At 40.9% G+C, this 15,772-nt stretch carries 12 protein-coding genes; 11 read left to right on the top strand and 1 reads right to left on the bottom strand.

The genetic code is table 11. The features are described from left to right. Positions 1–8 precede the first annotated feature (8 nt). The 6 genes from glmM to SK629_RS07840 all read left to right on the top strand — a co-directional run bounded on the left by glmM (position 9) and on the right by SK629_RS07840 (position 6,768). Positions 9–1,361, top strand: coding sequence for a phosphoglucosamine mutase (gene glmM / locus SK629_RS07865; protein ID WP_042901347.1), 1,353 nt, complete (start codon positions 9–11; stop codon positions 1,359–1,361). 73 nt (positions 1,362–1,434) lie between these two features. After that, complete coding sequence (locus SK629_RS07860) at positions 1,435–1,809, top strand: DUF1149 family protein (RefSeq protein ID WP_020901717.1); 375 nt, start codon at positions 1,435–1,437, stop codon at positions 1,807–1,809. Position 1,810: 1 nt separating this feature from the next. Then, complete coding sequence (locus tag SK629_RS07855) at positions 1,811–2,659, top strand: DegV family protein (RefSeq protein WP_042901346.1); 849 nt, start codon at positions 1,811–1,813, stop codon at positions 2,657–2,659. Between the two features lie 277 nt (positions 2,660–2,936). After that, positions 2,937–3,704: a 4-hydroxy-tetrahydrodipicolinate reductase gene (dapB, locus tag SK629_RS07850; RefSeq protein WP_042901345.1), complete on the top strand. Its 768-nt coding sequence runs from the start codon at positions 2,937–2,939 to the stop codon at positions 3,702–3,704. Next, a complete protein-coding gene (locus tag SK629_RS07845) occupies positions 3,701–4,900 on the top strand; it encodes a CCA tRNA nucleotidyltransferase (RefSeq protein ID WP_080710258.1) in 1,200 nt (399 codons plus the stop codon). Before dapB ends, SK629_RS07845 begins: the two co-directional genes overlap by 4 nt. After that, positions 4,897–6,768 carry an ABC-F family ATP-binding cassette domain-containing protein gene (locus SK629_RS07840; protein WP_042901343.1) on the top strand — a complete coding sequence of 624 codons (1,872 nt, stop codon included), beginning with the start codon at positions 4,897–4,899 and terminating at the stop codon, positions 6,766–6,768. Before SK629_RS07845 ends, SK629_RS07840 begins: the two co-directional genes overlap by 4 nt. 36 nt (positions 6,769–6,804) lie before the next feature. Here the strand turns inward: SK629_RS07840 and mntE are convergent, their stop codons facing one another. Then, positions 6,805–7,989: a CDF family manganese efflux transporter MntE gene (gene mntE, locus SK629_RS07835; RefSeq protein WP_042901342.1), complete on the bottom strand. Its 1,185-nt coding sequence runs from the start codon at positions 7,987–7,989 to the stop codon at positions 6,805–6,807. A gap of 159 nt (positions 7,990–8,148) precedes the next feature. Between mntE and SK629_RS12680 the strand changes: the two genes are divergently transcribed. From SK629_RS12680 to SK629_RS07810, 5 genes are all read left to right on the top strand, one after another. Beyond that, positions 8,149–9,582 (top strand): ArnT family glycosyltransferase, encoded by a 1,434-nt coding sequence (locus tag SK629_RS12680; RefSeq protein WP_235219618.1) that lies wholly within the window; start codon positions 8,149–8,151, stop codon positions 9,580–9,582. A gap of 1 nt (position 9,583) precedes the next feature. After that, positions 9,584–10,555 (top strand): glycosyltransferase family 2 protein, encoded by a 972-nt coding sequence (locus SK629_RS07825; RefSeq protein WP_042901341.1) that lies wholly within the window; start codon positions 9,584–9,586, stop codon positions 10,553–10,555. A gap of 237 nt (positions 10,556–10,792) precedes the next feature. Beyond that, positions 10,793–13,489, top strand: coding sequence for a cation-translocating P-type ATPase (locus SK629_RS07820; protein WP_042901340.1), 2,697 nt, complete (start codon positions 10,793–10,795; stop codon positions 13,487–13,489). A gap of 117 nt (positions 13,490–13,606) precedes the next feature. Further along, a complete protein-coding gene (locus tag SK629_RS07815) occupies positions 13,607–14,017 on the top strand; it encodes a peptide deformylase (protein ID WP_042901339.1) in 411 nt (136 codons plus the stop codon). 11 nt (positions 14,018–14,028) lie between these two features. Beyond that, positions 14,029–15,624, top strand: a complete 1,596-nt coding sequence (locus SK629_RS07810) for a hypothetical protein (protein WP_042901338.1) — start codon at positions 14,029–14,031, stop codon at positions 15,622–15,624. The last annotated feature ends 148 nt before the right edge of the window (positions 15,625–15,772 follow it).

Below are 15,772 nucleotides of genomic sequence, written 5' to 3'. Positions count from 1 at the left end.
TTATAAAAATGGGTAAATATTTTGGGACTGATGGAGTCCGTGGAGAAGCTAACGTAGAATTAACGCCAGAATTGGCTTTTAAACTAGGACGTTTTGGAGGTTATGTTCTCAGTCAACATGAAACGGGAGCACCGAAAGTCTTTGTAGGACGTGATACACGTATTTCAGGAGAAATGCTAGAATCTGCCTTGGTAGCTGGTCTTCTTTCAGTTGGTATTCACGTATATAAACTAGGCGTTCTGGCAACACCAGCAGTAGCTTACTTGGTCAAAACTGAAGGAGCAAGTGCAGGTGTCATGATTTCTGCTAGCCATAACCCAGCCCTTGATAATGGAATTAAGTTCTTTGGCGGTGATGGCTTCAAACTAGACGACGAAAAAGAAGCAGAAATTGAAGTCTTGCTAGATGCTGCGGAAGATACTCTTCCTCGTCCAAGTGCTGAAGGCTTGGGAACCTTGGTAGATTATCCAGAAGGCTTGCGTAAGTATGAAAGCTATCTGGTTTCAACTGGAACTCCTCTTGAAGGAATGAAGGTTGCCTTGGACACAGCCAATGGTGCAGCGTCTACAAGTGCCCGTCAGATTTTTGCAGACCTTGGAGCTCAGTTGACGGTTATCGGGGAAACACCAGACGGTCTTAACATCAACTATAATGTTGGTTCTACACACCCAGAAGCCCTTCAAGAAGTGGTTAAAGAAAGCGGGTCAGCAATTGGTTTGGCCTTTGATGGAGACAGTGACCGTTTGATTGCTGTTGATGAAAATGGCGACATCGTTGATGGTGACAAGATTATGTACATCATCGGAAAATATCTTTCTGAAAAAGGACAATTGGCTCAAAATACAATTGTGACGACTGTGATGTCTAACCTTGGTTTCCACAAGGCCTTGGACCGCGAAGGTATTAACAAGGCAGTCACTGCAGTTGGTGACCGCTACGTTGTTGAAGAAATGAGAAAATCAGGCTACAACCTTGGTGGTGAACAGTCTGGTCACGTCATCTTGATGGATTACAATACCACAGGTGATGGTCAATTGTCTGCCGTCCAATTGACTAAAATCATGAAGGAAACTGGTAAGAGCTTGTCAGAGTTGGCAGCAGAAGTAACCATCTATCCACAAAAATTAGTCAATATCCGAGTGGAAAATGCCATGAAGGAAAAGGCTATGGAAGTGCCAGCTATCAAGGCTATTATCGAGAAGATGGAAGAAGAAATGGCAGGCAATGGCCGTATCCTTGTTCGTCCAAGTGGAACAGAGCCCCTCTTGCGTGTTATGGCAGAAGCGCCTACAACAGAAGAAGTGGACTACTATGTTGATACCATCGCAGATGTGGTTCGAGCTAAAATCGGGATTGACTAAATCCGAGAAAACTAGATGAAAATAAAAAATTATGGTACAATAGCTTATAATATTGTAGCCGAGGGAGAAAGACATGAATCTTAAACGTGAACAAGAATTTGTTAGTCAGTATCATTTTGATGCGCGTAATTTTGAATGGGAAAATGAAAATGGAGCTCCTGAAACCAAGGTGGATGTGAACTTCCAATTGATTCAACATGATCAAGAAAATCAAGTGACTTCTTTGATTGTCGTCTTGAGTTTTATGATTGTATTTGATAAATTTGTCATCAGTGGAACCATTTCACAGGTAAACCACATCGATGGCCGTATTGTCAATGAACCAAGTGAATTGAGCCAAGAAGAAGTGGAAACTTTGGCTCGTCCATGTTTGAACATGCTCAACCGTTTGACTTACGAAGTAACTGAAATTGCATTAGACTTACCAGGAATCAATTTGGAGTTCTAATATGAAATTAGCTGTTATCACAGATTCCTCTGCCTATCTCAGTGCAGAGACCTTACAAAGAGAAGATTTGTTTGTCTTGGATATTCCTGTCAATATTGATGGTGAGGAGTATGTCGAAGGTATCAATCTGACTGCTGAGGAATTTTATCAAAAAATGGCTCAGGCTTCTGAATTGCCTAAGACCAGTCAACCAAGTATTGCCAAGTTAGATGAGATTCTAACTTCGCTCAAAGAACAAGGCTATACACATGCCTTGGGGCTTTTCCTATCTTCTGGAATTTCTGGTTTTTATCAAAATATCCAGTATATGGTGGATGACTATGAAGGTTTAACCATTGCTTTTCCAGATACTTTGATTACAAGTGCTCCTCTGGGTATCATGGTTGAAAGCGTCTTTAACTGGCGAGAACAGGGTGATGATTTTGCTATCATTCAGGATAAGCTAGCTATTCAAATTAGCCGTACGTCAGCTTTTATCATGGTAGATGACCTGGATCATTTGGTGAAAGGTGGACGCCTTTCAAATGGGGCTGCGATTTTGGGTAATCTGCTAAGCATTAAGCCAATTCTTTATTTCAATGACCAAGGTGTGATTGAAGTTTACGAAAAAGTTCGTACTGAGAAGAAAGCAACCAAGCGTTTAATTGAAATCATTAAGGAAACAACGGCTTCAGGCCAATATCGGGTCATTGTCATTCATGGAAATGCTCCTGAAAAGGCTGAGGAATTGCGTCAGAACTTGATTGAATCTGGACTAGGTACGGATATTTCACTTGCTACATTTGGTAGTGTCATTGGGACACACCTAGGGTCAGGAAGTATTGCTCTGGGTTATATTCCAGTGATTTAGTTAGCACTTCAAGACTAGTCAAGAAGGATTTGTATCTTAGAAATTGAACACGGACTACCTGCCTCTTGAAAAAAGATGTCTGTCTTGCCTTTCATGGAAAGTCAGCGCCATCCCCTATTTTTCATGGGCAGCTAAGGTCCTTTGTATCTTGATAATTGAACACGCCTGTTACCCTGTGTGAAACAGATAGTTCTTCCAAGGAGTAAATACTCCTTGATTAGAGCTCCTATTTTCACTTTGTCTTCTTACAGGCTTTGTATATTAAATAGGAGTAGAGATGAGTATTCGAGTAATTATTGCTGGTTTTAAGGGAAAGATGGGCCAGGCTGCTTGTCAAATGGTCTTGGCTGATCCAGATTTGGACTTGGTAGCAGTTTTGGATCCTTTTGAGTCTGAGTCAGAATGGCAGGGAATTCCTGTTTTCAAGGATAAGGCTGATTTAGCCGGTTTTGAAGCGGATGTCTGGGTAGACTTTACTACACCAGCTGTTGCCTATGAAAATACACGATTTGCTCTTGAAAATGGCTTCGCTCCAGTAGTTGGAACAACAGGTTTCACAAGTGAAGAAATTGCAGAGCTAAAAGAATTTTCTCGTGCCCAAGACTTGGGTGGCTTGATTGCCCCTAACTTTGCCTTGGGTGCTGTCTTGCTTATGCAATTTGCAAAGCAGGCTGCTAAATATTTCCCAAATGTGGAGATTATCGAGCTTCATCATGACAAGAAAAAGGATGCTCCGAGTGGAACAGCTATTAAAACAGCTGAATTGATAGCAGAAGTTCGAGAGTCCATTCAGCAAGGTGCGCCTGATGAGGAAGAATTGATTGCAGGTGCTCGTGGTGCTGACTTTGATGGCATGAGGATTCACTCAGTTCGTTTGCCAGGCTTGGTAGCTCATCAGGAAGTCATCTTTGGCAATCAGGGAGAAGGATTGACCCTCCGTCATGACTCCTATGATCGCAGCTCCTTCATGACAGGGGTGAATTTGGGAATTAAAGAAGTTGTCAAGCGTCATGAGCTTGTCTATGGATTAGAACACTTATTATGAGATTAACGCAAATGCCTTCTGAATTTCAGAAGGCTTTACCAGTATTAGAAAAAATTAAAGAAGCAGGTTTTGAGGCTTATTTTGTTGGAGGTTCTGTTCGAGATGCCCTTCTCAATCGCCCTATCCATGATGTGGATATCGCAACGTCTTCTTATCCAGAAGAGACCAAGCAGATTTTTCCGCGAACAGCCGATATCGGAATCGAGCATGGAACCGTCTTGGTCTTAGATGGGGATGAGGAGTATGAGGTAACCACCTTTCGGACGGAGGATGTCTATGTGGACTATCGCAGACCCAGTGCGGTTTCCTTTGTTCGCTCGTTAGAAGAAGACCTCAAGCGCCGTGATTTTACAGTCAATGCCTTTGCCTTGGACGAGACAGGAGAAATCATTGACTTGTTTCATGGTTTAGAAGATTTGGAAAAGCAAGTCTTGCGGGCGGTTGGAGTAGCTAGTGAGCGCTTCAACGAAGATGCTTTGCGGATTATGCGTGGTTTTCGTTTTCAGGCCAGTCTTGGCTTTGAGCTTGAGTCAGAAACATTTAAAGCTATGAAGACCTTGACGCCTCTTTTGGAGAAAATTTCTGTAGAGCGTACCTTTGTCGAGTTTGATAAACTCTTGCTGGCTCCCTTTTGGAGAAGGGGCTTGGCTTCCATGATTGAGAGTCAAGCTTCTGACTATCTCCCTGATATGGCAGCTAGCCAGAACAAGCTTAACAGATTGTTTGAGTTAGAGAACGATTTTACCTTTGAATCCTCTGAACAAGCTTGGACGGCTCTACTGTGGGCTTTGGAGATTGAAAATGCGCAGCCATTTTTGAAGGCTTGGAAGACATCACGCCAGTTTGCCAAGCAAGTTCAGGATTTACTGACTATTTTATCCTTGCGTGAAAAGGGAGAATTGAGCAAGCGCGATTGTTACCGCTTTGACTTGGACTTACTTTTACAGGCTGAAAATCTTCGTCAGGCTCAAGGAAAAGAAGTCAACCCACAAGCCGTCACAGTAACCTATCAGAGTTTGACCATTCATGACAAGAAAGAAATTCAGATTAATGGTGGTATTTTGATCAAGGAATATGGTTATCAGCCAGGGCCAGACTTGGGAGAGATTTTAACAGAGATTGAGTATGCCATTGTCGATGGAGAATTGCAAAATGACCGTCAAGCTATCCATGCTTATCTGAGGGAGAAAAAATGAGTGATTTTATCGTTGAAAAACTAAGTAAATCCGTCGGTGATAAGACCGTTTTTAAGGATATTTCCTTTATCATCCATGATCTAGACAGAATTGGTTTGATTGGTGTCAATGGAACAGGGAAGACCACCCTTTTAGATGTTCTTTCTGGTGTTTCTGGCTTTGATGGGGATGTTAGTCCTTTTTCAGCTAAGAATGATTACCAGATTGGTTACTTGACTCAAGATCCTGATTTTGATGATAGCAAGACGGTCTTGGATACGGTCCTATCCAGCGACCTCAAGGAAATCCAGCTCATTCGTGAGTATGAGTTGATCATGCTCAACTACAGTGAGGACAAGCAGGCTCGTTTGGAACGGGTCATGGCTGAAATGGACTCTCTCCAAGCTTGGGAAATTGAGAGTCAGGTAAAGACTGTCCTTAGCAAGCTGGGGATTCAGGACTTATCTACTCTTGTTGGGGATTTGTCAGGTGGTCTAAGAAGACGGGTCCAGTTGGCGCAAGTCTTACTTGGCAACCACGACCTCTTGCTTTTGGATGAGCCGACCAACCATCTGGATATTGCGACTATTGAGTGGCTGACCCTCTTTTTGAAAAATTCTAAGAAGACCGTCCTTTTTATTACCCACGACCGTTATTTCCTAGACGCTTTGTCAACTCGGATTTTCGAGTTGGATCGCGCAGGCTTGACCGAGTACCAGGGAAATTATCAGGACTATGTTCGCCTTAAGGCTGAACAAGACGAGCGAGATGCAGCTTTACTCCACAAAAAAGAGCAACTCTATAAGCAAGAATTGACTTGGATGCGTAGACAACCGCAGGCGCGTGCGACCAAGCAGCAGGCTCGTATCAATCGATTCCATGACTTGAAGAAAGAAGTTTCAGGCAGTAGTGCTGAGACAGACTTGACCATGAATTTTGAGACTAGTCGGATTGGGAAAAAAGTCATCGAGTTTCAGGATGTTTCCTTCGCCTATGAAAATAAGCCCATTTTGCAAGATTTTAACCTTTTGGTGCAGGCTAAAGATCGTATTGGAATCGTTGGAGACAACGGTGTTGGAAAATCAACCCTACTCAACTTGATTGCAGGAAGTCTTGAGCCGACAGCAGGACAAGTTGTGATTGGGGAAACTGTTCGCATCGCCTATTTCTCTCAGCAAATTGAGGGCTTGGATGAAAGTAAGCGAGTGATCAATTACTTGCAGGAAGTGGCAGAAGAGGTCAAGACCAGCGCTGGTTCTAGTACTTCGATTGCAGAGTTGCTGGAGCAGTTCCTTTTCCCACGTTCGACGCATGGAACCTTGATTGAGAAATTGTCTGGAGGAGAGAAAAAACGTCTTTATCTCCTCAAATTGCTCTTGGAAAAACCAAATGTTCTTCTCTTGGACGAACCGACAAATGACCTAGATATTGCAACCTTGACAGTCTTGGAGAATTTCTTGCAAGGCTTTGCTGGTCCAGTTTTGACTGTTAGTCACGACCGCTATTTCTTGGATAAGGTGGCTACTAAGATTCTCGCTTTTGAGGATGGCAAGATTCGTCCATTCTTTGGTCATTACACCGACTATCTTGATGAAAAAGCCTTTGAAACAGAGATGGCCAATCAAGTGCAAAAGGCCGAAAAGGAGAAAGTGGTTAAGGTCCGTGAAGATAAGAAACGCATGACCTACCAAGAAAAGCAGGAGTGGGCAAATATTGAAGGCGATATTGAAGCCTTGGAAAGCCGTATCGCTGCTATTGAAGAGGAAATGCAGGCTAACGGCTCTGACTTTGATAAGCTGACTACTCTTCAAAAAGAGCTAGATGAAAAAAACGAAGCACTCCTTGAAAAATACGAACGCTATGAATACCTAAGTGAATTTGATAGTTAAAAGAATAGAAAAATCCCGTCTCATGACAGGATTTCTCTATTCTTTTTTGGTTTCTTGATGAAAGACATTTTGCCAAGTTTCGTGGCGACGCCAGATACTGGTATGGATAATGCCATCTAATTCATAACGCATTAACTTGGTTTTTTGGCTGATGGAAGTAACTTCAATATCCTTGATAGCAGAGTTCAATTCTTTTTCGGCTTTATAGGCCTCTTTATTCATCTGTTCTCCATCTTGACGAATATAGACAAAATCGTCAGCTAGGAGTTCTTCTAATTGATTTCCTTGGTCAATCAATTGCTCGCGCATAAGGAGTTTTTTATAGACATTATCCATAATTTCATCTTCAGGAATGGGAGCAGGTTCGATGTGGATATCAGTATCAAAAATACCAAATCGTTCTTCTAGCATAGACTCGACTTGATCCGCGATTTCATGACTCTCAAAAACAGACAAGTCAGGATTCATTTCTAGCGTAATATCCAGGTAAATATTGCTGCCGTAGGTACGGCCTCTTTGTGATTTAACCTTGCTAATCTTTGGAATTTCCATGATAGCCTTTTGGTAGTCCTCAAGCAGACGGTCGTCAAAGCCATCTGAAAGACTAAAGGAAGACTCAATGAAGATATCATAGGCAGTTTTCAAGATAAAGAAAGTGATGATAATGGCAACCAGTTTATCCACAATGGGATAATTGAAACTGCTAGCTAGGATGGCAATAGTAGTACCAAGTGAGGTAACAGCATCAGAAAGATTGTCCTTTGCTGCGGCCTTCAGTGCCTTGGAGTTGGATTTCTTACTGAGGCGAGTGTTGTAGAGATAAACCATAAACATAATCGCTGCAGAAATGATTCCTAGAGTTGCACCAAGAGGATCAATGACCGTTTCTTCATGACTGAGAATTTTTTGAATGGTATCCTGAAGTACATCGAAACCGACATAAAACATGATGATGGAAGTGATTAAGCTTGCCAAATCCTCAATCTTCCAGTGACCAAAACGGTGGTCACGGTCTGCAGGCTGGCGCGCCATCCGAATCCCTATCAAGAGGGCAACATTTCCAATGATGTCCGAGACGTTGTTAAAACCATCGGCCACCAAACTGGATGAATGAAGAAGATGACCAGTTGCCAATTTGGCCGCAGACAAGAGCAGGTAGGTCGAAATACTGATAATGGCCCCACGCTCAGCTAACTTGAGATTTGAAATAGATTGCTTCATCCAACTTCCTTTCTAGTCACATAGCATTCTACCATTATACTGGTTTTCAAGGGAAAATTCAAATAGGACGGATAAACGTAAGAAAATACAAAGCAGAAAATACTTTTTTTTTTAGGAAATATGATAGACTGATAAAGTGAAAAGTTGAGGTGAATATAATTGAAAAAAATGAGTATTTTAGTGATGAGTATTTCTTTGCTCTTTACTGTTTTAGTCTGGTTCTCGATGGTAACAAATGTCAAACAAGGAATACCGTTTTCAGATGCTAGTATTTTTGAATATTTTGGGTATGCAATGAATAGAGGAGAATTGATGTATGCAGACCTATTTGATCATAAGGGGCCAGTTGTTTTTTTACTGAACTACCTAGGATATCTTATTGGTGGTGCTTTAGGAATTAAATTTTTATACCTATTTTGCACATTTCTTTTCTTTGTAGCTAGCTATAAGATTTCAAGGTTATTTACTGGAAATAAGCAAACAATTTTAACTTTAGCAATTATCTTTATAATTTATGAGTATTTTTTTGATGGCGGTTGGAGTTTAGAAGGTTTTATTTTACCTTTTTTGGCTTATTCATTATACATTTTTTTAAAACTGTTTATACAAAGCGATTTCAGCAAAAATGACATCGTAGTATCAGGTGCATTTTTCGCTATTGTATTTTTTACGAAAGCAAATATGATAGGGATTTGGCTAGTATTTTGTATTTATATATTGATTGATTTTATACTAAAGAAAGCATATAGGGAATTGTTTTCTTTGATTGGATTATTTTTCCTTGGAGTATTAATACCAACTATCCCTTTGTGCCTATATCTGTTATCAAAGGGCATCTTTATTGAAATGGTATACCAGTCGATTGGAATTAATTTTATTTATACTACAGAGTCAAATAACGTTTCGATGTATGAGATTATCAGATGGTACATTTCCCAAACAAATCTCTTAAGTCTTAATTTATTGATGTTATTTTCCTTGATACCACTGTGGAAGAAATTTGGAATAAAATCAATTTTCTATCATTTTGTTTTTATTATTTGTCTACTTCTGGCTCTTATCTCGAAAAGAAGCTATGGCCATTACATTTTAGTGATGCTTCCGATTTTGATTCCATATATTTCCTATGTATTTCATAGCATATCAAAGAAAATGTCTTTTCAAGTATTTCTTATCTTGTTCTTAGGATTAAGTATTGTATACCAGAATGATGTGAAATACATCATGAAGAATATGAATACTAGATATCTCAATAATTCTGAAAAACAGCAACGTGTAGCTAGCTATATAGAGAAAAATACATCGATGGATGACCGAATTTATACACACCGTCAAAATGGAACAATTTATTTGTACAGTGAACGGCTAGCTAGTACAAAATTTTTCTTTATCCCTGCGGTGACAGATGATCGAGTTATTATTGATGAGTTTAAAAAATCTATACAAGAAAATCCTCCTATCTATATTGTATTTGATACTGAATGGGATTATGGTAAGAGAACTGATTCTTTTATCAAGGATTATATTAAAATCAATTATCACTTAGAAAAACAGATTGATACGGCTATGATTTATAGAAAAGGAGGAGAATAGTATGAGTAGGGAAAAGCCGATTTTATACATAGTTATTCCATGTTACAACGAAGAGCAAGTCCTACCACATACTAATCCAATGTTTGTTGAAAAAATTGAACAATTAGTGAAGAAAGAAGAAATCCATCCTCTTAGTAAAATCATGTATATCAATGATGGTAGTAAGGATCGAACTTGGGAATTGATAAAAAGTTATGCTAATTCCATTTCTTCTGTGGTTGGTGTATCACAAAGTCGTAATAGGGGACATCAAAGTAGTGTTCTTGCAGGTATGTATGAAGCTATTCAGTTTGCTGATATTGTCATTACCATTGATGCCGATGGACAAGATGATATTAACTGCATGGATAAGATGATTTCTGAGTATAAAAGTGGTTCTGAAATTGTATACGGTGTACGTGATAACCGTGATACGGACTCTGCTTTTAAACGAATTACAGCCGAAGGTTTTTATAAAGTGCTACGCCTATTTGGAGCAGAAGTTGTTTTCAATCATGCCGACTATCGCTTGGTTTCTAAAAGATTCTTGAAGGAATTAGAAAAATTCACTGAAGTGAATCTATTTCTTCGTGGTTTAATGCCTTTAGTTGGTTTTAAATATTCTTACGTTTCATATAAGCGCCATGAACGAATTGCTGGTGAGAGTCATTATCCACTATCTAAAATGCTTGGTTTGGCTATGGATGGTATTACCAGTTTATCAATCAAACCGATTCGGTTGATTACAAGCCTTGGTGTTTTGACGTCACTCTTTAGTTTTCTATTAATTATTTGGGTTATATTGAGTAAGTTTGCTGGTACGGTTGTGGCTGGTTGGGCAAGCACCTATGCAATAGTTAGTTTACTTGGTGGAGTACAATTGATTAGTTTAGGAGTAATTGGTGAGTATATTGGAAAGATTTACCTAGAAACGAAACGTCGTCCTAGATATATTATCAGTGAACGTACTTTTGATAAGGATAGAATTTTATAGAATCTTTACTCTTTGAAAACTTTTCAAAATTTGGTATAATAGTACTACTCAAGGGAGTAGCTGGCAGAAACCTGTGATAGTGTCGTCATTCCGAATTTTGTACTGAAAAGTATGCTTTCCGGCACTATCTTAAACAGCGAGACTTGTTATGATTAACAGGTCTCTTTTTGTTTGTCGTGAAAAGATACGATGGGGAAAAGAGAGTCTGTTTTGCACACAATGTCAAGGAGGAGACACATGTCAAAAGAACAAAAACGCCAAGCGTTTTATACTCAGAGTCCTGAAGAGGTCTTACAGGCTGTGGATGCGACCGAGCAAGGTTTGTCATCAAGTGAGGCGGAAAAGCGCCTTGCAGAATTTGGCCACAATGAACTCGAAGAAGGTGAGAAACGATCAATCCTGGTCAAATTTATCGAGCAATTTAAGGATTTGATGATTATCATCCTAGTTGCGGCAGCAATCTTGTCAGTTGTGACTTCTGGTGGGGAAGATATCGCAGATGCTATTATCATCTTAGCCGTGGTAATCATCAATGCTGCCTTTGGTGTTTACCAAGAAGGAAAAGCAGAGGAAGCTATCGAAGCCCTCAAATCCATGTCTAGTCCAGCTGCCCGTGTTCTTCGTGATGGGCACATGGCTGAGATTGACTCTAAAGAATTGGTTCCAGGAGATATTGTTGCCCTTGAAGCTGGTGATGTAGTACCTGCAGACCTACGTTTGCTTGAAGCCAATTCTCTTAAAATTGAAGAAGCTGCCTTGACAGGTGAGTCTGTGCCAGTCGAAAAAGACTTGACAGTTGAACTTGCTGCAGATGCTGGTATTGGTGACCGTGTCAATATGGCCTTCCAAAACTCAAATGTGACTTATGGTCGTGGTCTTGGTGTTGTTGTCAATACAGGTATGTACACGGAAGTTGGTCATATCGCTGGCATGCTTCAAGATGCGGATGAGACGGATACACCACTCAAACAAAACTTGAACAACCTTTCTAAGGTATTGACCTATGCTATCTTGGTCATTGCCCTTGTTACTTTTGTAGTGGGTGTCTTCATTCAAGGGAAAAATCCACTTGGTGAGTTGATGACCTCTGTTGCGCTTGCCGTTGCAGCCATTCCAGAAGGGCTCCCAGCTATCGTAACTATCGTTCTTGCCCTTGGTACTCAAGTTTTGGCTAAACGAAACTCTATCGTTCGTAAGTTGCCAGCAGTTGAAACACTTGGTTCAACGGAAATTATCGCTTCTGATAAGACTGGTACGCTGACCATGAACAAGATGACAGTCGAAAAAGTCTTCTACGATGCGGTCCTACATGACTCAGCTGATGACATTGAACTGGGTCTTGAAATGCCGCTTCTACGTTCAGTAGTCTTAGCTAACGATACTAAGATTGATGTGGAAGGCAATCTAATTGGTGATCCAACCGAAACAGCCTTTATCCAGTATGCCTTGGACAAGGGCTACGATGTCAAAGGATTTTTAGAGAAATATCCTCGTGTGGCTGAGTTACCATTTGATTCTGAACGTAAGCTGATGTCAACGGTTCACCCATTGCCAGATGGTCGTTTCCTTGTAGCAGTCAAGGGTGCGCCAGACCAACTTTTGAAACGTTGTGTTCTTCGTGATAAGGCTGGGGATATTGCTCCGATTGATGAGAAGGTTACAAACCTCATTCATACAAACAACTCTGAAATGGCTCATCAAGCCTTGCGTGTCCTTGCAGGTGCTTATAAGATTATCGATAGCATTCCAGAAAATCTCACTTCTGAAGAGCTTGAAAATGATTTAATCTTTACTGGTTTGATTGGAATGATTGACCCGGAACGTCCTGAAGCCGCTGAGGCTGTTCGTGTAGCTAAGGAAGCTGGAATCCGTCCAATCATGATTACGGGTGACCATCAAGACACTGCAGAAGCCATTGCCAAACGTTTGGGAATTATTGACGCAAACGATACAGAAGGCCACGTTTTAACTGGTGCTGAACTCAACGAACTATCTGATGAAGAATTTGAAAAAGTTGTTGGTCAATACTCTGTTTATGCACGTGTATCTCCAGAACATAAGGTTCGTATCGTTAAGGCCTGGCAAAAACAAGGTAAAGTCGTTGCCATGACAGGTGACGGTGTTAATGATGCTCCAGCTCTGAAAACAGCCGATATCGGTATCGGTATGGGAATCACTGGTACAGAGGTTTCTAAGGGGGCTTCTGACATGATTCTTGCAGATGATAACTTTGCGACTATCATCGTCGCAGTGGAAGAAGGACGTAAGGTCTTCTCAAATATTCAAAAGACTATTCAGTACCTACTTTCTGCCAATACTGCTGAAGTATTAACCATCTTCCTATCAACCCTCTTTGGTTGGGACGTCTTGCAGCCAGTTCATCTTTTGTGGATTAACTTGGTAACAGATACCTTCCCAGCTATCGCTCTTGGTGTTGAACCTGCTGAGCCTGGTGTCATGAATCATAAACCACGTGGACGCAAGGCAAGCTTCTTCTCAGGTGGTGTTTTCAGTTCTATCATCTATCAAGGTGTACTCCAAGCAGCCCTTGTTATGAGTGTTTATGGCCTTGCCCTTGCTTACCCAGTTCATGTGGGTGACAATCATGCGATTCATGCAGATGCCCTAACTATGGCCTTTGCAACCCTTGGCTTGATTCAGCTCTTCCATGCCTACAATGTCAAGTCTGTTTACCAGTCCATCTTGACAGTTGGCCCATTCAAGTCTAAGACCTTTAACTGGTCTATCTTGGTATCCTTTATCCTTCTCATGGCAACAATCGTTGTAGAACCACTTGAAGGAATCTTCCACGTAACCAAACTAGACTTATCACAATGGGGAATTGTTATGGCTGGAAGTTTCTCAATGATTATCATCGTCGAAATTGTTAAGTTTGTTCAACGCAAACTTGGTTTTGACAAGAATGCGATATAAAAAGAAAAAGTCATCTTCGGATGGCTTTTTTCTACAGTTGAGGGTAAGGGGTTACAGTTGTCGGCTTTTGTGCTATAATTGCTATAATATAGTAAAAAGCAAGAGGAGTGTGAGGAAGTGGAGAAGAAAATTGTAAAGGATATTTTGTTTTTATATCAGGTGTCTCAGCCGGCAAGTCAGGAAGACCTGTATCTTGCTAGAGACTTACAAGATACACTTTTAGCGAATCGTGAGACTTGTGTCGGTCTGGCTGCCAATATGATTGGGGTGCAGAAGCGCGTGATTATCTTTAATCTTGGCTTGGTTCCTGTGGTCATGTTTAACCCAGTGCTCCTGTCTTTTGAAGGACCTTATGAGACAGAAGAAGGTTGTTTGTCCTTGGTAGGTGTGAGACCTACTAAGCGTTATGAAACCATAAGGATTGCCTATCGTGACAGCAAGTGGCAGGAACAGACCATTACCTTGACAGGCTTCCCAGCCCAGGTTTGCCAGCATGAACTGGATCACTTGGACGGACGAATCATTTAGGAGGAAAGCAAATGAAACGAATAGTCTTTGAACTTATTTTTATCGCAACGACCTGGTATATCTTTTTACCGCCCCTTAACCTGACCAGCTGGGAATTTCTCTTTTTCCTCTGCGGGCATTTGCTTCTTGTGGCAATTTTATTTGGCTTTGGCAGGGGAATAAATCTGGTTAAAACAGTCCATGTGCGTCATGGCAAGGCGGAAGCTGCCTTAAATTTTGAGGGTTTCAAAATCAATCGATTAGGTAAAGTTCTTTTAGCTTCTATTGGAGGAATTCTTCTCTTGGCTGGTTTAGTTTCCTTGGTGACCTCCAGCATTTTTCAGGCTAAAAATTATGCTAATGTAGTCACAGTTACGGAAAAAGACTTTACTGAATTTCCTAAGACTGATACCAGTAAGGTTCCTATTCTAGACAGAAGTACTGCTGAAAAAATTGGCGACCGCTACTTGGGTTCTCTGACGGATAAGGTTTCGCAGTATGTGGCAGCAGACACCTATACTCAACTAACGATTGATGGGAAGCCCTATCGAGTTACGCCACTAGAATACGCAGATCCTATCAAATGGTTTAACAATCAAGCCAAGGGAATCGGTGAGTATATCAAGGTGGATATGGTAACTGGAAATGCCAACTTGGTGGAGTTGAAGATACCAATCAAGTATTCTGATTCAGAGTATTTTAACCGCGACGTCAAACGTCACCTGCGCTTGAAGTACCCAACCAAAATCTTCAAGACTCCATCTTTCGAGGTGGACGATGAGGGCAATCCTTTCTATGTAGCAACGGTTTACCAAAAGCAATTTGGACTTGCGGTTCCTCGTCCTGTTTCAGTCATTATCTTGGATGCTACAAATGGAGAAACCAAGGAATACAGCTTATCAGATGTTCCAGAATGGGTGGACAGGGTTTATCCAGCTGAGGAAACCATTGAACAAATCAACTATAACGGCAAGTACAAGGACGGTTTCTGGAATGCCATGATTTCCAAGAAAAACGTGACCCAGACTACCAAGGGCTATAATTACTTGTCTATCGGGAATGACATCTACCTCTACACAGGTGTGACGTCGGCTAATGCGGATGAAAGTAATCTTGGTTTCATCCTTGAAAATATGCGAACAGGAGAAATCACCAAGTACAGCTTGGCTTCAGCGACTGAAGAATCGGCCCGTGAATCAGCCGAAGGTGCTGTCCAAGAGAAATCATACAAGGCAACCTTCCCAATCCTCATCAACCTCAATGACAAGCCTTTGTACATCATGGGTTTGAAGGACAATGCTGGCTTGGTCAAAGAGTACGCCCTGGTAGACGCAGTCGAGTACCAAAATGTTATCGTAGCTACGACAGTGGAAGAACTGCTCAGCAAGTATGCCAATAAAAATGATCTTGAGATTGATAATGCAACAACAGAAAGCATCAAGGGTGTGGTAGCAGACCTCAAATCAGCTGTTATCAAGGGAGATACCGTCTACTTCTTTAAAGTTGATGGCAAGATATACAAGGTCAAGGCTTCTGTATCTGATGAACTTCCTTACCTAGAAAATGGTAAAAACTTTGAAGGTCAAGTAGGAAAAGACAATTATCTCAAGACCTTTAAGGTACAGTAAGAGAAGGGGTTGGAGAAAAATCTCAATTTCAGGAAAAAATGAAGTAAATCTTTCCATAATAAACGCATAGTATCAAGTTTTCAACACCTGTTATTATGCGTTTTTTCTGAGGTTTAAGACTTTTCCCAGTCTCTTTTCAGATGAATTT

It is taken from the genome of Streptococcus mitis, from assembly GCF_000722695.1.
Classification (GTDB): Bacteria; Bacillota; Bacilli; order Lactobacillales; family Streptococcaceae; genus Streptococcus; species Streptococcus mitis_O.
This window is presented reverse-complemented; position numbering and strand designations above follow the sequence as displayed.